Origin of the sequence: Enterococcus sp. DIV0210g (assembly GCF_050559705.1) — a bacterium.
Classification (GTDB): domain Bacteria; phylum Bacillota; class Bacilli; order Lactobacillales; family Enterococcaceae; genus Enterococcus_B; species Enterococcus_B faecalis_A.
Genome location: NZ_CP187903.1, coordinates 1,510,940 through 1,529,585, shown reverse-complemented (window position 1 = coordinate 1,529,585; position 18,646 = coordinate 1,510,940). Strand labels below are relative to the sequence as shown.

19 protein-coding genes are annotated in these 18,646 nt (G+C 39.9%); 18 read left to right on the top strand and 1 reads right to left on the bottom strand.

The features are described from left to right. Positions 1-59 precede the first annotated feature (59 nt). The 10 genes from IGI64_RS07405 (at position 60) to IGI64_RS07360 (ending at position 10,269) form a co-directional block, all read left to right on the top strand. Positions 60-734, top strand: a complete 675-nt coding sequence (locus tag IGI64_RS07405) for an SAG1386/EF1546 family surface-associated protein (protein ID WP_429940052.1) — start codon at positions 60-62, stop codon at positions 732-734. 256 nt (positions 735-990) lie between these two features. Next, positions 991-1,668: a (d)CMP kinase gene (cmk, locus tag IGI64_RS07400; RefSeq protein WP_429940051.1), complete on the top strand. Its 678-nt coding sequence runs from the start codon at positions 991-993 to the stop codon at positions 1,666-1,668. A gap of 157 nt (positions 1,669-1,825) precedes the next feature. Beyond that, positions 1,826-3,058 (top strand): 30S ribosomal protein S1, encoded by a 1,233-nt coding sequence (rpsA, locus tag IGI64_RS07395; RefSeq protein WP_429940050.1) that lies wholly within the window; start codon positions 1,826-1,828, stop codon positions 3,056-3,058. 298 nt (positions 3,059-3,356) lie between these two features. Beyond that, entirely contained in the window at positions 3,357-4,667 is a 1,311-nt protein-coding gene (gene der / locus IGI64_RS07390) for a ribosome biogenesis GTPase Der (RefSeq protein ID WP_016625576.1), read from the top strand. A 243-nt stretch (positions 4,668-4,910) separates the two neighbouring features. Next, positions 4,911-5,186 carry an HU family DNA-binding protein gene (locus tag IGI64_RS07385; RefSeq protein WP_002290178.1) on the top strand — a complete coding sequence of 92 codons (276 nt, stop codon included), beginning with the start codon at positions 4,911-4,913 and terminating at the stop codon, positions 5,184-5,186. 209 nt (positions 5,187-5,395) lie between these two features. Continuing rightward, positions 5,396-6,457 (top strand): hypothetical protein, encoded by a 1,062-nt coding sequence (locus IGI64_RS07380; protein ID WP_429940049.1) that lies wholly within the window; start codon positions 5,396-5,398, stop codon positions 6,455-6,457. After that, the gene (locus IGI64_RS07375; protein WP_429940048.1) at positions 6,444-7,703 is read left to right on the top strand and encodes a tetratricopeptide repeat protein; all 1,260 of its coding nucleotides are present in this window, start codon (positions 6,444-6,446) and stop codon (positions 7,701-7,703) included. The genes IGI64_RS07380 and IGI64_RS07375 overlap by 14 nt, the downstream gene beginning before the upstream one ends. Before the next feature lie 5 nt (positions 7,704-7,708). After that, positions 7,709-8,275, top strand: a complete 567-nt coding sequence (locus tag IGI64_RS07370; protein ID WP_034863247.1) for a YpiB family protein — start codon at positions 7,709-7,711, stop codon at positions 8,273-8,275. Between the two features lie 370 nt (positions 8,276-8,645). Continuing rightward, on the top strand, positions 8,646-8,987 hold the full coding sequence (locus IGI64_RS07365; RefSeq protein WP_016625581.1) for a nucleotide pyrophosphohydrolase: 342 nt from the start codon (positions 8,646-8,648) through the stop codon (positions 8,985-8,987). A 70-nt stretch (positions 8,988-9,057) separates the two neighbouring features. Further along, positions 9,058-10,269, top strand: a complete 1,212-nt coding sequence (locus tag IGI64_RS07360) for a CCA tRNA nucleotidyltransferase (protein WP_429940047.1) — start codon at positions 9,058-9,060, stop codon at positions 10,267-10,269. A gap of 56 nt (positions 10,270-10,325) precedes the next feature. On the opposite strand, the gene IGI64_RS07355 is transcribed toward IGI64_RS07360, so the two are convergent. Next, on the bottom strand, positions 10,326-11,036 hold the full coding sequence (locus IGI64_RS07355; protein ID WP_016625583.1) for a GntR family transcriptional regulator: 711 nt from the start codon (positions 11,034-11,036) through the stop codon (positions 10,326-10,328). A 200-nt stretch (positions 11,037-11,236) separates the two neighbouring features. Here IGI64_RS07355 and IGI64_RS07350 point away from each other — a divergent pair, with 200 nt between their 5' ends. From IGI64_RS07350 to IGI64_RS07315, 8 genes are all read left to right on the top strand, one after another. Continuing rightward, a complete protein-coding gene (locus tag IGI64_RS07350; RefSeq protein WP_429940046.1) occupies positions 11,237-11,569 on the top strand; it encodes a PTS lactose/cellobiose transporter subunit IIA in 333 nt (110 codons plus the stop codon). Between the two features lie 4 nt (positions 11,570-11,573). Further along, a complete protein-coding gene (locus IGI64_RS07345) occupies positions 11,574-13,010 on the top strand; it encodes a PTS sugar transporter subunit IIC (RefSeq protein ID WP_429940045.1) in 1,437 nt (478 codons plus the stop codon). A gap of 61 nt (positions 13,011-13,071) precedes the next feature. Beyond that, positions 13,072-13,389, top strand: coding sequence for a PTS sugar transporter subunit IIB (locus IGI64_RS07340; protein WP_429940043.1), 318 nt, complete (start codon positions 13,072-13,074; stop codon positions 13,387-13,389). 36 nt (positions 13,390-13,425) lie between these two features. Beyond that, positions 13,426-14,478: an oxidoreductase gene (locus IGI64_RS07335; protein ID WP_429940042.1), complete on the top strand. Its 1,053-nt coding sequence runs from the start codon at positions 13,426-13,428 to the stop codon at positions 14,476-14,478. Continuing rightward, positions 14,475-15,329: a hypothetical protein gene (locus IGI64_RS07330; RefSeq protein WP_429940041.1), complete on the top strand. Its 855-nt coding sequence runs from the start codon at positions 14,475-14,477 to the stop codon at positions 15,327-15,329. The genes IGI64_RS07335 and IGI64_RS07330 overlap by 4 nt, the downstream gene beginning before the upstream one ends. 135 nt (positions 15,330-15,464) lie before the next feature. After that, a complete protein-coding gene (locus IGI64_RS07325) occupies positions 15,465-15,920 on the top strand; it encodes a hypothetical protein (protein ID WP_016625589.1) in 456 nt (151 codons plus the stop codon). A 239-nt stretch (positions 15,921-16,159) separates the two neighbouring features. Further along, positions 16,160-16,435, top strand: coding sequence for a hypothetical protein (locus IGI64_RS07320; RefSeq protein WP_016625590.1), 276 nt, complete (start codon positions 16,160-16,162; stop codon positions 16,433-16,435). Positions 16,436-16,448: 13 nt separating this feature from the next. Further along, positions 16,449-18,536, top strand: coding sequence for a cation:proton antiporter (locus tag IGI64_RS07315; RefSeq protein ID WP_016625591.1), 2,088 nt, complete (start codon positions 16,449-16,451; stop codon positions 18,534-18,536). Positions 18,537-18,646 lie beyond the last annotated feature (110 nt).

The following is an 18,646-nucleotide window of genomic DNA, read 5'->3' as shown; positions in this document are numbered from 1 at the left end:
AGTACAAGACAGATTTGACTATGGTATAATACAGTCGATAGCAATTAGGAGGTAAAAAAGTGAGCAGAAAAGACAGACATCATTCACCAGAAAATAACGAAACACAAGAACCATGGGAACAACCAATCTACGAAACAGAGGATGATGAGACTTCAAGAAGTTCTCAAAGAAAACAGAAAAAAGGAAATACACTTTTCCTTTCACTCTTCCTTGTTTTACTTGTTTTATGTATCGCGATTCCAGCAGGAGCATACTTCTGGATCAGAAACGGTTCTTCTTCCAATGAAGCAGCAAGTTCAACAGAACTGACTTCTTCCGTTGTAGAATCAAAAGAATCATCAACGAAAGAATCATCAACTGTTGAATCAACAGAAGAAACAACAAGTGATACAGTTGCGGAAACAGAGACAGCTGCGACAAACGAAGCAGCAGATACAAGTGTGGAAACAGCAGATACAAACGCTGCTCAAACAACACCAACATCAGAAGATCAAACAATTGCGGGCGGAACAACTGATAATACAGTTGCAGAAGGTGCAGCAACAACAGACGCAGCTGGCCAAACAGGCGAAACAACTGCTGCAGCCGGTTCAACAATCGCTGTACAAGCTGGCGAAGGTCCAAAACAAGTAGCAGCAAGAGCTGGGATCTCAATTGAGGAATTATTACAATTGAATGGTATGACTATGGATAACTATATGTTATATCCAGGACAAGAATTAAAAATCAAATAATCGAGCGCGTTTTTTAGAAAAAATAAAAGACAGCATTATTCTGATTAGAAGAGACTGGCCGGTAAAAGTCCAGTCTCGCTTCTTGTACAGAAGTATTTTCGGCAGCGGGCAAAAAAATTGCCTTTGCCGCGTAATGAAATGGTTTCACCATTTTTATGATTTTAGCAAGAAATAGAAAGAAGGCAGGAAGAAAACCGCATTTCAGCATTTGTTGAAGTTGGCTTCCGCCCTCTTTTTTTAACGAAGGGGTTTTTTGATGGAAACAATCAGTATCGCAATAGACGGACCAGCATCTTCTGGGAAAAGCACAGTTGCAAAAATTTTAGCAAAAGAATTTAATTATGTTTATACAGATACAGGTGCGATGTATCGCGCTGTGACCTATTTGGCGCTTCAGCATGATGTTGCTTTGAACGATGAAGCAGGTATCGTACAGCTGACGAAAGAACATGAGATCTCATTCCGACAGCAGGAAGACGGCCAGCGAGTGTATGCAGACCAAGAAGACATAACGGATGCAATCAGGCAACCAGAAGTAACAAATGCTGTTTCTGAAGTTGCAGCACATGGCAAAGTGAGAGCAGAAATGGTCGCGATCCAAAAGAGCATCGGTGCAAAAGGCGGCGTCGTCATGGATGGAAGAGACATCGGGACAGCTGTTTTGCCGAACGCAGAAGTGAAGATCTTTTTGGTTGCCAGCGTGAAAGAACGTGCAGAACGCCGTTACAAAGAAAATCTGGAAAAAGGCATCCCAACCGAGTTAGAAGTGCTGACAAAAGAAATCCAAGAACGTGATCATTTTGATTCAACCCGAGAAGTTTCACCATTAAAACAAGCCGAAGACGCGGTAAGAGTAGATACTACAGGGAAATCAATCACGGAAGTCGTCCAAGAAATCAAAAATGTGATTGCAGAAAAAGGCTATTTGAAGTAAGCAAGTTTCGTTAAACACGCAAAAATCAAATAAAACAGCGGTTTTTTAGAAAAAAGCGGACGAAATCGCTTTATTTTTTAGTAGAAATCAATTAAAATCAAATGAGTACTGTATTACTGTATTTTTATGAAGAATGTTGGTTAGGAGGACAAGTGTCATGACAGAATTTGATCAAACGCAAGCAGAAAATAATAACCAGTCAATGGAAGACGCAATGAAAAGCGTCCAAGAAGTAAGTGTAGGCGATATCGTTAAGGGAGAAGTCCTAGCGCTTGAAGATAAACAAGTGGTTGTCGGTATCGAAGGAGCAGGCGTAGAAGGCGTCGTTCCAGCAAAAGAACTTTCTACTTTGCCAGTTGAAGATATCCACGAACTTGTAAAAGTCGGCGATGTTCTTGACTTAGTCGTTATCAGCACAATTGGTAAAGACAAAGAAAACGGCAGCTATCTATTATCTAAACGCCGTTTGGATGCGAAAAAAGTATGGGAAGATATCGAAAAAGACTTCCAAGAAGGAAAAATCATCGAAGCCCCTGTTACAAATGTTGTCAAAGGCGGTTTAGTCGTTGACGTGGGTGTACGCGGATTTGTTCCTGCTTCAATGGTAGAAGATCACTTTGTTTCTGATTTCTCAGAATACAAAGGCAAGACTCTTACATTCAAAATCATCGAAATCGAACCTTCTGAAAATCGTTTGATCCTTTCACACAAAGCAGTCGTGGAAGGCGAAAAAGAAGAACAGAAGAAAGAAGTATTGGCAAATATCCATGAAGGCGATGAAATCGAAGGACGCGTGGCACGCTTGACAAACTTTGGTGCATTTATCGATCTAGGCGGTATCGACGGATTGGTCCATGTATCAGAGATCTCTCACAGCCATGTTGCAAAACCAAGTGATGCACTTTCAGTCGGCGATGAAGTCAAAGTGAAAGTTCTATCGATCAATCCAGACCAAGAACGTGTTTCTTTATCTATCAAAGATACATTGCCTGGACCATGGACAAATGTTGAATCAAAAGCACCAGTCGGCTCTGTTTTAGAAGGAACAGTCAAACGTTTGACAAGCTTCGGCGCATTTGTTGAAGTATTTCCTGGTGTAGAGGGACTTGTGCATATTTCTCAAATCTCTCACAAACACATCGCGACACCGCATGAAGTTCTTCATGAAGGCGACCAAGTACAAGTCAAAGTCTTGGAAGTACATCCAGAAGAACAACGTATTGCGCTTAGCATCAAAGCATTAGAAGAAAAACCTGCATCTGAAAAAGAAGAAGAACCTGCAGAAGAAACGTATGAAATGCCAGAAGAAAACACTGGCTTTACAATGGGCGACATCTTAGGGGACGCTTTGAAAGATGCAGAAGTAAACGACGAAGATTCTGAAAAATAAAGCTTGAATCATCCGTTTCATTGAAAGAAACGGATGAGGCACTTTTTAGGATATCTTTTTCTTCTGTGAATAGGCAGAGAAAAGAAAGACTCGTTTGTCTGAAGTTTTTAAGTATAGAATTTGAAAAAACAGATGATCCGAAAGCTGCTTATCAGATTTTCAGGATCATTTGTTTTTTTGATTAAGTTTTTTGTCTGATCTGCTGCAGTTTTCATTAGAAAAAGAAATACAAGCTTGAAACTTTCCAAGCCATTCGGTAAACTAAGTAAGATTGAAGACATGACTAGGAGGAAAAAATATGGCAAATCCAACTATAGCAATCGTTGGACGTCCGAATGTCGGCAAGTCCACGATCTTTAACCGTATTGCCGGAGAACGTATCTCGATCGTTGAGGATACTCCGGGAGTAACACGAGATCGCATCTACGCTAAAGGCGAATGGCTGGGTCGAGAATTCAGCATTATTGATACGGGCGGGATCGATTTAGGTGACGAGCCATTTATGGATCAAATCAAGCATCAAGCAGAAATCGCGATCGAAGAAGCAGATGTAATTGTTTGTGTTGTAAGTGGGCGTGAAGGCGTAACAGACGCGGATGAGATGGTAGCAAAGATCTTATACCGCAGTAACAAACCAGTGATTTTGGCTGTCAATAAAGTCGATAATCCTGAAATGAGAAATGACATCTATGAATTTTATTCACTTGGACTAGGCGATCCATATCCAGTTTCAGGAAGCCATGGTCTGGGAATCGGTGATATTCTAGATGAAGCAATCAAACATTTTGCTGAAGAAGCAGATGAAGAAGATGAAGATACGATCAAATTCAGTTTGATCGGACGTCCAAACGTTGGGAAATCCTCTTTGATCAATGCGATTTTAGGTGAAGACCGGGTGATTGTCTCAGATATAGAAGGTACGACACGCGATGCGATCGATACGCATTTTGTTTCTGAATCTGGTCAAAAATTCTTGATGATCGATACAGCAGGGATGCGCAAACGCGGAAAAGTTTATGAAAATACTGAAAAATACAGCGTGATGCGTGCAATGCGCGCAATCGACCGCTCAGATATCGTCTTGATGGTCATCAATGGTGAGGAAGGTATCAGAGAACAAGACAAACGTGTAGCTGGCTATGCCCACGAAGCAGGCCGCGGAATCATCATCGTGGTCAATAAATGGGACTTAGTAGAAAAAGAAACAAATACGATGCGCGATTTTGAACAAGAAATCAGAGAGGAATTCCAATATTTGGATTACGCACCAATCATCTTTGTATCAGCAGTGACAAAACAGCGTCTGAACCGTTTGCCTGAATTGATCGAGCAAGTTAGTCAAAACCAAACGATGCGTGTTTCTTCTGCTGTTCTGAACGATGTGATCATGGATGCTGTGGCAATCAATCCGACGCCGACAGATAAAGGAAAACGTCTGAAGATTTTTTATGCGACACAAGTGGCGATCAAACCGCCGACCTTTGTTATTTTCGTGAATGAAGAAGAATTGATGCACTTCTCTTATGAACGTTTCTTAGAGAACCAAATCAGAAAAGCCTTCGAGTTTGAAGGTACACCGATCCGCATCATTCCAAGACGCAGAAAATGAGCATTTTACCATAACTATGGGTTTTTGACAAAAAAAATCACGTTTTTTATGTGTTACGTTTTTATGACTAAAAAAAGCAGCTAAAAATCGGCAAAAACCTTGCTATTAAGCGATTCATATGCTATCGTGATAACAGAATATTGAATTTGATCAATATTTTAGATAAACATTTTGGACCACTCAAAATGTTTATAAAATCGATGTTTTACATCATATCTCTTTTGGAGGAGGTGAATCTATCCCATGGCAAACAAAGCAGAATTAATCGAAAAAGTTGCTTCAGCTACTGATTTAACTAAAAAAGATGCAACTGCAGCTGTAGACGCTGTATTCTCAACTATCCAAGATGCTTTAGCTAACGGTGAAAAAGTTCAATTAATCGGTTTTGGTAACTTTGAAGTTCGCGAACGTGCGGCTCGTAAAGGACGCAACCCGCAAACAGGTGAAGAAATCGAAATCCCAGCTAGCAAAGTACCTGCATTCAAACCAGGTAAAGCATTGAAAGACGCAGTTAAATAATCTTGCGTTTTAATCCCTTGTGGCTCTAAGCTGCAAGGGTGTTTTTTTGTTTGCAGAAGCCTGCAGGGACCGAAAAAAGGAGTAAAGCCATTCATACATAACCCTAACACTGACTCCGCTGTTATTTAAGTGACGCATTTGTTTGAGCGGCGCGCTTTTCTTTTTGAAACACTGGACTAATGGTAAAATAAGAGAAAGGAGGGAAGCAGATGAAAATGATTTATCGTTCGGCAAACCAGAAAACGAACATTTTTTACGGAAAGACATTAAGCAGTCAGCTAAAAGAAACCGAAAATGACACCCACATATTGTTCGTCACAAATCAGCGTTATTATGATTTATTTGCCGCGAAAATAAATCAGCTGTTTCCAGACCAGACAAAAGTCGACTGGCATATTTGTACGAACAGCCCTCAATGCAACCAGTTGTCGGAACTAGAAAACTTATTAGGCTTTACAAAAAAATTCCCTGAAAAAGAAGAGTATCTGATCGTTGGTTTCGGCAATGAAGGAATCATGGACCTAGCTGCTTTTTTTCAAAAGAACAGTCCGTTGACTTCCAAGCTGTGGCTGATACCCGTTTCGATCCGCTCAATGGGAAGAAGTCTGACAGAGAAACGAACGATCCTCCAGATGAACCAGCCAATCATGCAAACCAATCATTATCCAGAAACGATCTTTTATGATGGAACCATCAGTGAAAAGCAGAGAGACGGCAAACCAGTCGATTTTTTGACGTTTATCCGCTGCGGTATCGTCTGCGACTACTCATTTCTTCAAATGCTTTATAAAAATTATCCAGCAAAAGAGAACATCATGTCCCGGCCTTTGACTGGCATGTTAGAAAAAATGATCCGTTTTTACGAAGAAAGTAACGAAAACTTGAATAATTATGGTAAATTATTTGAGCAGGCATTTTATATGACAGAGAATGGGCATTTACTTTCCTATAACATGAAACAATTTTTAGGAATGGTTTTCCATTTGTTGTGGAGTATGGAAGCTGCACCTTTTTCGTTCAAAGAAAAGAACTTTTTGTGGTGGCTGGGAAAATTGGGCTACCCAATCGGCTGGACAGACCAGATTTCTTCAGCAGAATATCTGCAAAATGTACTTTTTTTAGCAGAACGGAGCAAAACAATTTTAGTTTTAGAAAAAATTGGTATAATCAAAGGATACCAAACGCCAACTGAAAACGAACTGCTTCAGATGATGGCAAACTATCAAAATATCGTTCGCGAGATAAGAGGGAAAAATGATGGAAACATATAGTGAAAAAATGCTGCGTGCATTGGAAGAAGAAGATTTAGCACAAGCACAGCTTATGCTGACAAAAGCATTGAAGGAAGATTCAGGAGATGTTTTAGCTGAGTTAGGAGAAGAACTGCTGGCACTCGGTTTTTTAGAGGAAGCAAAACAGATTTTTGAACAATTAGCCGTTCAATACCCAGAAAACGACAGCGTATATATTCCATTAGCAGAAATCGCCATTGAAAATGATGAAATTGATCAAGCTTTCGAATATCTGGAAAAAATCACCAAAGAAAGCGACTATTACCCACAAGGATTATTAGCACTTGCTGACCTTTATCAAGTCATTGGTATTCCAGAAGTAAGTGAAGCGAAACTAAAAGAAGCTGCAAGCTTGCTTCCTGATGAGCCGTTGATCCAATTTGCATTAGCAGAACTTTATTTTTCTGTTGATCGTTTTAATGAAGCTGCTGTTATTTACGAGACATTATCAAACAGTAATATCAAAGAAATCTCAAATATTTCTATGCAAGAACGCTTGGGAACATCTTTGAGCATGCAAGGTGAATTTGAAGCGGCAATCGAACCTTTGGAGAATGCGTTGGAAGAAGAACGTACAGATGATCGTCTATTCCAATTAGCTTTCACACATCTTCAATTAAAAAACAACGAACCGGCAATCAACTATTTGCAGGAATTGAGAACGATCAATCCGCAATATCAAGCACTTTACCTATACCTAGGACAAGCTTTGCAAGAAGAAGAACTGCTGGAAGAGGCACAAGCTGTCTTAGAAGAAGGAATCAAAGAAAATCCTTATCAAGTCGAATTGTATCATTTGGCTTCTGAAAATGCCTATCGTCTGCATGACAAGGTGCGCTCAGAACAGTTATTAGTTCAAGCACTTGAATTAGGGGAAAAACAAGATGAAACACTGTTGACATTAAGTAACTTGTACTTGAATGATGGAAAATATAAAGAAGTGATTACAGTCATCAATCAAATGGAAGAAGAAGGTAATCCTTATGCTGAATGGAATCTTGCTCACGCATACAACGAGCTGGAAGAATTCACTCATGCTGCTATCCACTATGAACAAGCGGCCCATGAATTACAGCACGAACCAGATTTCTTGAAAGAATATGCCTTTTTCCTAAGAGAAGAAGGAAGACTAGAAGAAGCAAGAACTCTATTACACCATTACCTGCATCATGAACCAGGAGATATGGAGGCAGCCTCCGTACTTGAAGACTTAACAGAGAGGTGATCAAGATGTTTATTGACGTAGAAGAGAAAAAACATTTCTTGAACTGGATGGTCAATCACGTGTCGTTTAGCCGCAGAGAAGTCTTTTGGATTTTGAATTATTTAGCAAATCATGAAGCGATTTTGAATAATGTCCATTTCATCGAAGAAGCGGATCAATCAAAACGCGGATTGCAGATCCGGGACCTTTCAAACGGCGGCGAACCGCTGAAATTATTTTTACAAGGAAAAGAATTCACAGATACGGATCAAATTTTCCATGAGATCCGGTTGAATTGGAAAGAACCGCTCTACGTCGAGTGTTTATTTGAAAATGCTTGGCAAAACGCCGATTATATGGCGATTTTAGAAGAAAATCCTTTTGTCAGCTGGGAAGATACCGTCAGCGATGAAAACAAAGAAAAAATAAACCAGTATTTTCTTGAAAAAGAATATGAATCGCAACTGAATGTTCTTTATGCACAAATTGATCAAGCGTTAGAATCGGGGGATCGAGATTCATTTTTAGAATTATCGAATGAAGTGAATCAACGAATCTTCGAGCACACATTGTCATTTGACAAAAGTCGCTAAAAGCAAAAATGGACTGTTTCTTTTCTTGAGAAGAAGGCAGTCTATTTTTGTAAAGAGGTCGTGAAAAAACCGCTCAGCTCCAAGCAATAACGAAGAAAAATAGAAAATAGCTTTTCATATTTTGTATTTTTTTGAATTATTGCCGAAGGAGTTGGTTTTTGAACACCGTTTAAGAGAGGTCGTGAAAAAAGCGTCTTAACTTGAGTATTAAGACTCTTCTTATCAGCAAAATAGTTACCTATATTTTGCTGATAAGAAGCTTAATACCGAAAGTCAGCTTTTGAACAGACTCTCACACACTCGATTTCTTGACCCTTTGTCTAGGAATAGTCATTGATTTTTGTTAAGATAACGAAGAAGGGGGAGAAAAATGGAAAAAGAACGTACACTAAAAGAGATGCAGCTGGAAGTAGATGCATACATCCAGCAATTCAAAACAGGTTATTTTTCTCCGCTGGCACAAATGGCTCGTTTGACCGAAGAAGTGGGGGAACTCGCACGGGAAGTCAATCACCATTATGGAGAAAAAAAGAAAAAACCAACTGAGAAAGAAAATACAGTCGCTGAAGAGTTGGGCGATGTGTTGTTCGTAACGATGATCATGGCGAACTCGATGGACATCGATTTGACCGCTGTTTTTGAAAAAAATATGGAAAAATTCAACCAGCGCGACCGCTATCGTTTTGAACGAAAAGATGGAAAAACAGAATGATTTTTTGACTGCCGTGTGATTTGTTTGTTCGTAAAACTTGGCAGAATTTATTGAGGGATTGGAAAAAGAGATGAAATTAGAACAGTTGCCTATAGAATACCAAAAAGCACTTCCTGTTTTGCGGAAAATCGAAGAAGCAGGTTATGAAGCCTATTTTGTTGGGGGAAGCGTCCGGGATACTTTGCTGGGACAGCCGATCCATGATGTGGATATCGCCACCAGCGCGTTTCCTGAAGAAATCAAACAACTGTTTCCGCGAACGATCGATATCGGCATCGAACACGGGACCGTTTTGGTTTTAGAAGATGAGGAGCAATATGAGATCACGACATTCCGGACAGAATCTGCCTATCAAGATTATCGACGCCCGGATCATGTCGAATTTGTCCGTTCATTGGAAGAAGATCTGAAAAGAAGAGATTTTACCATCAACGCTTTTGCTCTGAAAGAAGATGGAGAGATCGTTGATTTGTTCCACGGTCTAGAGGATTTAGAAAATCAGATCTTGCGAGCAGTAGGGAATCCTAATGAACGTTTCCATGAAGATGCATTACGCATGATGCGAGGTATTCGTTTTGTGAGTCAATTGGGGTTTCATTTATCGGAAGAAACAGCGGAAGCTATCCAAAAAAATCACGCATTGCTGGAAAAAATATCCATTGAACGTATCAATATCGAATTTGTCAAAACATTGTTAGGCAAAAATAGAAAGCGCGGAATGGAAACATTTGTAGAAACAGAATGTTATATCTATTGTCCAGGGCTGAAAGATGCGGGTGAAGCACTGCTGCGTTTTGGCGACTTGCCGGAAGATCAGTTAACTACAGAAGAGCAAGCATGGACACTGCTTCTTAGCCAAATGGTTATGGATGAATCTGAAATCCGCCCATTTTTGAAAGCTTGGAAATGTTCCAATCAAATGATCAAAGATGTCCAGACGCTTTATCATGGATTAAAAGCGAGACAAAACGGTCCGCTTTCTGCTGAACTGCTTTATCTTCTAGGGGAGAAAAAAGCGTGTCAAGTGGAAGAGCTGATTCGTTATTTTGGGGAAGAATCAGAAACCGAAACAGTGATGACACGCTACCAAGCTTTGCCAATCAAAGATCTTCGTGAATTAGCCATTGATGGAAAAGTGTTATTAGCAGCCATTGACCGCAAACCAGGAAAATGGGTCAGCGAAGCTTTGAAACAAGCAGAAGCTGCTGTGATAAACAATGAAATCCAGAATCAAAAAGAACAACTGATCGACTATGTAAAACAATCATTACCAAATGAATAATAAAACAGCTTTTCAGGAGATTTCCTGGAAAGCTGTTTTTTTGTTGTAAAAACGGATCAGTCGGCAATCAACACTGTTTCGAAATGGAATTCGCTAGGAATATGGTTAGCAATCGAAAATTCGAAAATCCGGCCGTCATCTAGATAAGCAACTTGTTCCACACGCATCAAAAAGTCGATTTCTGTTAAATTCAGATATTTTCTTTCTAAAGCAGAAGGGCGGATGCCGGAAATATTGACATGGGCACTTTTGACCGTCAAGTTCAATTTCTCGGAAATGTATTTATAAATTGAAGTTTCTAATTCTTTCATCGTCAAATCAGGAATGATCGAGACAGGCATCCATGTATATTCGATGATTGAAGGAATTCCTTTGATTTTTCGCATCCGAATGATCTTATAGACAAGAGAATCTCCATCAATACCGAGTTTTTCAGCGATCGACGGATCAGGAACTTCAGTGGTGAAACCGATAATAGTTGATTCTACTTTTCCTTCATGTCTCGAGAAGCTTCCAGTCAAAGGGGAGAATTTAGTCATTGTTCGATTTTGAAAATCTTTGACAAAGCTGCCTGAACCTCTTCGTCTGACGATATAGCCTTCTCTTACCAGAAGATTCAGTGCTTTAGTGATCGTTAATTCGCTGACTTGGTATTTTTCGGCTAAGATCCGCCCTTGAGGCAATTTTTCATTTATTGCATAATATCCGGATTCGATATCTTTTTTTATTTTTTTGTAAATATCTGTGTATTTTATATTTGTTCCCATCGCTTCTCTTCTCAACTCCTTTACTTTATTATAACATTAAACTTCTTTATTTAAACTATATAGTTTTTATTATATTTTGTTTTTTATTTCCTTGACAATAAACTATTTATCAATATTTTTGTTGACTTTTTGTTTTTAAAACTATATAGTTTTATCGAAGGATGCGCTTTCTTAAAAATTTGATAGAGAGGAAGAAAATAATGGAAGGTATGGAAGAAATCTCATTTCAGATCATCGCAGCAGCCGGAGAAGCAAAAACAGCTATCATGGCAGCAATCGCTTTAGCAGGAGAGCAGCAGTATGAAGAAGCAGAAAACCAATTGAAGCAAGCAAAGGAAAAATTTGCAGCAGCTCATCATGTTCATTTTGATTTGATCCAAAAAGAAGCAAGCGGAGAAAAAACGGAATTAGGGCTTTTACTGGTTCATGCAGAAGATCAATTGATGACGACAAGCATGTTATATGATGTAGCGGAACAAATGATTGGGATGTATCAAAAAATGTATGCGCTTTTTGCGGAAAAAGGAGTGTAGCAAAATGAAGAAAGACAAGGTGTTGCAGCGAATCAATGATTTTGCTCGGAAAATGGCATCGATGATTTACTTTCGGGCATTGAGAGACGGGTTTGTATCGACGGTCCCATTCCTCGTTTTAGCGGGTGTGATGATCTTGGTCAATAATATCATCATTGCGCCAGATACAGGATGGATTGCTGGTTTTGTCAGTGCAGATACATTAGGTACATGGCAAGAACTAGGAAATAAAATCATCAACGGCACATTGAATTGCTATTCCTTGATGATTGGTGCTTTGATTGCCAATAGTTTGGCAAAAAATCGAGGAGAAGAAAATCCCATTTTCAGTTCTTTCGTAACGATTGCAGTTATCATGATTTTCTTGCCGCTGACAAATGCGGTCGTGCCAGTGGGGGCTGAACAGCCAGTTGAAGTTGGCGGTGTTGCTGTTCTTTCTTATTTAGGAACATCTGGGATCTTTGTCGCTATTCTCGCTGCTATTTTTTCAACAGAACTTTTTATTCGTATCTCCCGCAGCGACAAATTGAAATTCAAATTGAACGGCAATGGTATCCCGCCAGCAGTTGCTCAAAGTTTTGAAGCGATGGCAGCAATTATGTTGACATTATTGACATTTGGCCTTATTTCATTTGGTATTCATCAACTGACAGGTATGGAGATCCATGAATTGATCAACAAGATTATCCAAGCACCGCTTGTCCATTTAACAACAAGTTTGCCAGGATTTCTTGTTCTTTGCTTCTTTACAAATTTGCTGTTTGCACTAGGTATCCATCCGAGCGGTATCGTCAATCCGATTTTAGAGCCGCCGTTGTTAGTTGCCATGAATCAAAATACGGAAGCTTTTGCCAATCATCAGGATATACCAAATATCATCGTTTTGCCTTTCCGTGATCTTTATGGTCATATCGGCGGAACAGGTTCGACGATTGCCCTGATCATTGCGATTTTTATTTTCAGCCGTAAAAAAGTCAATAAACAATTTGCTAGTATGTCTGGCCCATTAGGTATTTTCAACATCAATGAACCAGTTATCTATGGTTTTCCAGTTGTTTTTAACCCGATGATCATGATCCCATTTATTTTTGGACCGCTGCTTGCTTTTGCGATTGCTTACTTTGCGACATGGGCTGGATTGGTTTCTCGAATCGTTGTCTATGTTCCTTGGTCAATGCCGCCTCTTGTGAATGCTTGGGTAGCCAGCGGAGGAGATTTCAGAAATGTGATCTTGCAATTCTTGCTGATCGTCATGATGGTTGCCATTTATTTCCCATTCTTGCGAGCATACGAAAACAGCATGGCTGCAGAACTGCCAGCGACAGAAGATACCGCTTTTTCAGGACTGTCAGAGATTCCAGAACCAGCTGCTTTCGACAGTAAAGAAGAAACAAAACCTGCAGTAACTGGTGAATTTTCTGATTTTACAGATTTCATGTAGTAACGAATATTGAAGAAGATTTTTAGGTGAAAATTTGAATCAAGTTAGAGGAGGAAGAAACATGACAAATATTTTATTATGCTGCAATGAAGGGATGTCAACATCATTCTTGGTCAAAAAAATGCAGCAAGTAGCAAACGAGAACGGTTTGAAAGTGAACATTTGGGCGGTTTCAGAACCAAAAGTAGACACGGAAAGCCAAACAGCAGATATCGTATTATTAGGACCGCAAATTGCTTTTATGCGTGACACCATCGCAAAACGTTTGGGGACAAGAATTCCTGTCCAAGCCATCAATCCAGAAGATTTCGGCCGTTTGAATGCTGCAAAAATTTTAAAAGAAGGACTAATGATGATTCGTCAAAACCGCCAGAACTAAAAGAATAAATTCACGTTGCAAGAGAGGAAGAAAAAAATGACACTAACAATAGGCTTCATCGGCTTTGGAAAAAGCGCAAATCGTTATCACTTACCGTACATCAATACGAGAGAGACGATTCAGGTGAAAAAGATTTTTGATTTAAAAATCAATGAAACAGCAGCAGCTCCTTACAGAGAAAAAGGAGTGGTTTTCACGACAGACATCGAAGAGATTTTAACAGATGCCGATATCGAACTGATTACGATCTGTACACCAGCACATACGCATTATGAATTAGCCAAACGAGTCATCAATGCTGGAAAATCAGTCATTGTAGAAAAACCATTTTGCGATACTGTGGAGCATGCAAAAGAATTGTTTACTTTAGGAAAAGAAAAAGGTGTCCTGGTGATGCCTTACCAAAATCGACGTTTCGATGGTGATTACCTAGCAGTCAAACAAGTCATTGAGCAAGGATTTCTCGGAGATATCAATGAAGTCGAGACGCACATTGATTATTATCGCCCTGGAAGTATCACAGCAGAAGGCGAAAAAGAAAATGGTTCTTTCTACGGTTTAGGTATCCATACGATGGATCGGATGATTGCTTTGTTTGGCCGTCCAAGTAAAGTGGCCTACGATATCCGCAACAATGAGATCGAAACAGCAGTTGATAATTATTTTGATGTCGACCTGCATTACAATCACCGATTAAAAGTCAAAGTCAAAACAAATCACGTAGTTGCAAGCAGTTATCCACGGTTTATCGTCCATGGCAGTAATGGTTCTTTCATCAAATATGGAGAAGACCAGCAGGAAAATGATTTAAAAGCTGGCATCATGCCTGGCTCACCTGGATTTGGCGAAGATTCAGTGATGTATTACGGTATCGCAAAATATCGGAATGCAAACGGAGATTGGATCGAAAAACAAATCAAGACCCCTGTTGGCGATTACGGAAGATACTATGATTCAGTTTATAATACGTTGAAAAACGGGGCAGAAAAATTAGTCAGTGAAGAAGAAGCATTGACGAATATCCAGATTTTGGAAGCAGGTTTCAACGAACCAAGTCCAAGTGTCTATGAGATGGAGGAACAAGCATGAAACGAATTTTAGCATGTACAGCCTCTGATTTTGGTCAAGAAACCACACCAGCAGAAATAAAAGAAGCAATCAAAGCATCGGAAGGACGAGTATTGCTGACTGATTTAGCTGCAGAAGCTGCCCCATTGTATCCGGAAGTAACAAACGGCGAGATGGCCGCTGCATTTGGCGCAGATCTTTTACTGCTTAAAGGAATCGATGTCCAGAAAATGGCTGTTGACGGTTTAGGGAGCATCAAGTATCTTTCTGAACTTCGTCAGTTGACTGGAACAGGTATTGGCGTGAACTTGGAAATCGCAGATGATACAGCAGACTATAAACGAGTAACACCGCAATCCGTTCAAGAAGTCTTGACTAAAGGTGCTGATTTTCTTTCATTAACAGCTTATGTCAAACCAGAAGCAACGCCGGTACGCATCCTTTCAGATATTAAATTAGTCAGAGAAACATATAATGGCTTTTTGATGCTCAATCCAGTCGTCAGTCATGGGATGGATCTGTCTCTTGAGGCGCTGCTGAGTTATGTGGCCGCTGGTGTGGACATGCTGGTATTGCCAAGTCCGGGTGCAGTAGCTGGTGTCACAGAAGACAAACTTTCTGAGATTATTTCAGCCATTAGAAAAAAAGGTGCCTTGGTTTCCTGTACTGTTGGAACATCACAAGAAGGAACAGATAAAGAAACGATCCAGCAAATTGCGCTTGCAGCAAAACGAGCGGGGGCAGATGTCTTTGAATTAGGAGATGCAGGAATCTCCGGCATGCCAGCGCCGACCGCTATCTATCATGCGTCGATTGCCTTGCGGGGACAGCGACATACTTTCGTAAGAATGGCACGGTCTGCCAAACGTTAAAGAATAAAAAGGAAAGAAAAACAGCGCTATGGTGCAGTCCTTGTGAAAAACGTTATGGAAAGCCAAAAATGTTACCACTTTCATCTATTTGTGCTACACTTAAAGAGTAAATAGAAAAAGCAAGGAGCGTTTTTTATGGAAAAAGGAATGACAGCGTTAAAATTTTATTTTCGTAATGGCGAAACATGGACGATCGACCGCCGCCATATCGGAGACCTTTGGATCAAACAAATCACAACAAGTTTCGGAAGAATCAACGGTAGTGAATTCGTCGAAATCCGCCCGTGTGCTGGATTCAAAATCGAGATTTTCCAAGAAGGTGACTCTGTTGCCACTCATGATATCAATTTAGGCGGATTGGAAATGGGCATGTTCAGCCGTGCATTGAAATATGAAGATATCGAACGTATGGAAATCTTATATCGCAATGGTAAACCAGATCTTATCTATTTCCCTTACAGCGACAAAGGTGAAGAAGGTTTGGATAATGAATATCAATCAACAAAAATCAGTGAAAAAACTGGCAGTCTCTACATCGTGATCAATCCTGATCAGCGTGTAGAAGACGTATACGCAGAATATTTTGACTAAGAAGCAGGCAGCAGGTCTTGTTTCGACCGTCAAAGTCAAATAAATAGAAGCAGAGGCAAAAGACCGTCGGAATCGGTGCTTTTGTCTTTGTTTTTTCCTTAGAAAAGGAAGCAAGATTCCCTTTGAAATGAAAAGTAAATAAAGTTTTAAGGGAAAAGAAAAAATGAATAAAAACATTTTCCATTGCCTGATGAATCTGCTATAATGAGTCCAGTTTGTGTATAGGAGACCTGAAAAAAATGAGAACAGATTTCGAAGAAGGAAAAAGATTATTGTATGAACAATATGATGTATGTACAATGGAAGAACGCCGACGTATTCTTTGTCATCTAAGAAGAAAAAACGTTTTGCTGTATCGTCAGCTGGAACGTGTCAAACATGATTTGCTAAGATTGGAATCAAAACGAGTACAATTAGAACTTGCTGGAAATGAACAGCAAGTCATAGTTATTGAGAAAAAAATCTTGAAAAAGAAAGAACAATTTTTAAAGGCGCTCGCCCGAAACCGCGAATGAAGGAGCTGAGGCCATGGAGTTCGTCGAATTACTGATTGTTTTTGCTGTGACCATCACATTGTCCAATGTAGCTAGCAGGATTTTCCCAGCGATTCCTACACCATTGATCCAGATCTTTTTTGGGATCATTTTAGGATTGACTGAGTGGGGACAGTCTGTCGGTTTCGAACCGGAGCTGTTCCTAGTGATGATCATTGCACCATTGCTTTTCCGCGAAGGTGAAAAAGCAGATATCGCCTCTATTTTAAAGAATTTTGGCACGATTTTATTTTTAGCTTTCGGCGGAGTGTTGCTCACGCTGTTAGGCGTTGGCGCACTACTTTCTTTTCTGCTTCCAAGTATTCCGCTTGCGGCTTGTTTTGCTTTTGGCGCTGCATTAGGTCCGACAGATGCTGTAGCTGTTGGTTCTCTTTCTGGCCGAGTGTCGATCCCAGATAAAGCGATGCACATCTTGGAAGGAGAAGGATTGCTGAATGATGCATCTGGCGTTACAGCCTTCCAGTTTGCGATTGCTGCGCTGATGACGGGAACTTTTTCAGCTGTCAATGCTGGAATCAGCTTGATTTTCTCTAGTATAGGCGGTGCCGTTGTTGGTATTTTGCTTGTTTGGGGAAAACGGCGCGTGATCGGCATGATTGAAAAAGCGTCCGCCCGAGATGTGACAGGTTATCTTTTGATTGAGTTATTATTACCATTTTTAGCCTATGTATTGGCAGAAGTAGCTGGCGTCTCAGGGATTATTGCGGCTGTAGCGGCTGGTGTTTTGCAAGCAGCTGGTTTTAGAAAAATCACTGTTTTCGATGCAGAATTATCTGTTTTATCAGACACGACTTGGTCAACGATCGTTTTCACACTGAATGCACTTGTGTTCATTTTTTTAGGGATCGAATTGACCCAAGTTTTCTCACCAGTTTGGGAAAATAATATTTATCCTAACTGGCTTCTTTTAGTCACGATATTATTGATTTCTGCTGTTTTATTTGTGATTCGTTTTGTTTCCATCAGTCTTTTTTATCTTTTTAAAGACGGAAAAAGCAAATTTAAAGAACAGCTCAATGAAGTACTGATCTTGACGTTTGGCGGCGTAAAAGGAACCGTCAGTTTGGCAACGATTTTTATTTTGCCTATCTCGGTCAATCAGTTGACGTTTTATCAGAGACCGTTATTGCTGTTTTTGACAGCGGGTGTGATCTTGACCACTTTGATCGTTGGTATTCTAGTCTTGCCGATGCTGACAGAAGACGAAGAAGCTGATGGAACGGATATGAATGCACTGATGATCTTAGAATCGGTCGTTTCTCAAATGAGAGAGGATATGGCTGATATGGACAAAGATTCAAAAGAGTATTTAGCGACAGAAGCCGTGATTGATAATTATCAAGAGCGGATCAGAGAACTTTACTTAGAAGATTTGTCTGGAGATGAAAAACAAGAAGTACAAGAAATCCAAGCGTTGATTTTATCGATTGAAAGAGACAGTTTGGATAAACGCTACCGCGAAGGCGATCTAAGTATCAACAGTTATCGTTTTTATTCACGGTTTATGTCACAATTTGAAAAGTCTATCACAAGACAAATCTTGTCCTTTATGGGGTTCTGGCTGTTATTTGTACGTCGTATTTTCCGAATTGTTTTGCATCCTAAATTATATTGGGAACGAAGACAGTCGGATCGCCAGACAGTGATTACTCAAAAAGATATCGATGAAGTCAGAGAAGTTTATCAAAAAAATACTGATTTGATCATTGAAAGTTTGGATAACTTAACGGATGTTTATGATAACACGGTGATCCAATTCTTCATTGAACAAAGAAAAGCCCAGTGTCAGCGTATGATGTCGGGTTCCTTTATCTCGATGTTCATGATCCAGCAAGAAACGATCTTTACGAAACAGATGCTTCGCGGCTACTACTTAGAACGAAAAACGATCGATGAGTGTGAAGTATCGGAACAAATCACGACGTTTACTGCGAATACGTATCGAAGAAGAATCAATTTGCTGGAATCTTATACGATGAACCAGCCGACAAACGGGCAGACATTGCCGTTCGTTTTCCGAGAAAAACTCAAAAAAGGAAAAATCAATCGAAAAATGCCTTGATAATCGTTCGAAAGGTCAAGGAATGCAAGAGGATGGGGCATCGATCAGCCCAATCCTCTTTTTTTGTGCACCTTTTCAAAACGACTATATTTTTCGTAAAAAGAGACATT

What these genes read in the sequence shown, in the direction of transcription:
- cmk (WP_429940051.1), top strand. Translation starts at nt 991, where the DNA reads ATGGAAACAATCAGTATCGCAATAGACGGACCAGCATCTTCTGGGAAA.
- rpsA (WP_429940050.1), top strand. Translation starts at nt 1,826, where the DNA reads ATGACAGAATTTGATCAAACGCAAGCAGAAAATAATAACCAGTCAATG.
- der (WP_016625576.1), top strand. Translation starts at nt 3,357, where the DNA reads ATGGCAAATCCAACTATAGCAATCGTTGGACGTCCGAATGTCGGCAAG.
- IGI64_RS07385 (WP_002290178.1), top strand. Translation starts at nt 4,911, where the DNA reads ATGGCAAACAAAGCAGAATTAATCGAAAAAGTTGCTTCAGCTACTGAT.
- IGI64_RS07380 (WP_429940049.1), top strand. Translation starts at nt 5,396, where the DNA reads ATGAAAATGATTTATCGTTCGGCAAACCAGAAAACGAACATTTTTTAC.
- IGI64_RS07375 (WP_429940048.1), top strand. Translation starts at nt 6,444, where the DNA reads ATGGAAACATATAGTGAAAAAATGCTGCGTGCATTGGAAGAAGAAGAT.
- IGI64_RS07370 (WP_034863247.1), top strand. Translation starts at nt 7,709, where the DNA reads ATGTTTATTGACGTAGAAGAGAAAAAACATTTCTTGAACTGGATGGTC.
- IGI64_RS07365 (WP_016625581.1), top strand. Translation starts at nt 8,646, where the DNA reads ATGGAAAAAGAACGTACACTAAAAGAGATGCAGCTGGAAGTAGATGCA.
- IGI64_RS07360 (WP_429940047.1), top strand. Translation starts at nt 9,058, where the DNA reads ATGAAATTAGAACAGTTGCCTATAGAATACCAAAAAGCACTTCCTGTT.
- IGI64_RS07355 (WP_016625583.1), bottom strand. Translation starts at nt 11,036, where the DNA reads ATGGGAACAAATATAAAATACACAGATATTTACAAAAAAATAAAAAAA.
- IGI64_RS07350 (WP_429940046.1), top strand. Translation starts at nt 11,237, where the DNA reads ATGGAAGGTATGGAAGAAATCTCATTTCAGATCATCGCAGCAGCCGGA.
- IGI64_RS07345 (WP_429940045.1), top strand. Translation starts at nt 11,574, where the DNA reads ATGAAGAAAGACAAGGTGTTGCAGCGAATCAATGATTTTGCTCGGAAA.
- IGI64_RS07340 (WP_429940043.1), top strand. Translation starts at nt 13,072, where the DNA reads ATGACAAATATTTTATTATGCTGCAATGAAGGGATGTCAACATCATTC.
- IGI64_RS07335 (WP_429940042.1), top strand. Translation starts at nt 13,426, where the DNA reads ATGACACTAACAATAGGCTTCATCGGCTTTGGAAAAAGCGCAAATCGT.
- IGI64_RS07330 (WP_429940041.1), top strand. Translation starts at nt 14,475, where the DNA reads ATGAAACGAATTTTAGCATGTACAGCCTCTGATTTTGGTCAAGAAACC.
- IGI64_RS07325 (WP_016625589.1), top strand. Translation starts at nt 15,465, where the DNA reads ATGGAAAAAGGAATGACAGCGTTAAAATTTTATTTTCGTAATGGCGAA.
- IGI64_RS07320 (WP_016625590.1), top strand. Translation starts at nt 16,160, where the DNA reads ATGAGAACAGATTTCGAAGAAGGAAAAAGATTATTGTATGAACAATAT.
- IGI64_RS07315 (WP_016625591.1), top strand. Translation starts at nt 16,449, where the DNA reads ATGGAGTTCGTCGAATTACTGATTGTTTTTGCTGTGACCATCACATTG.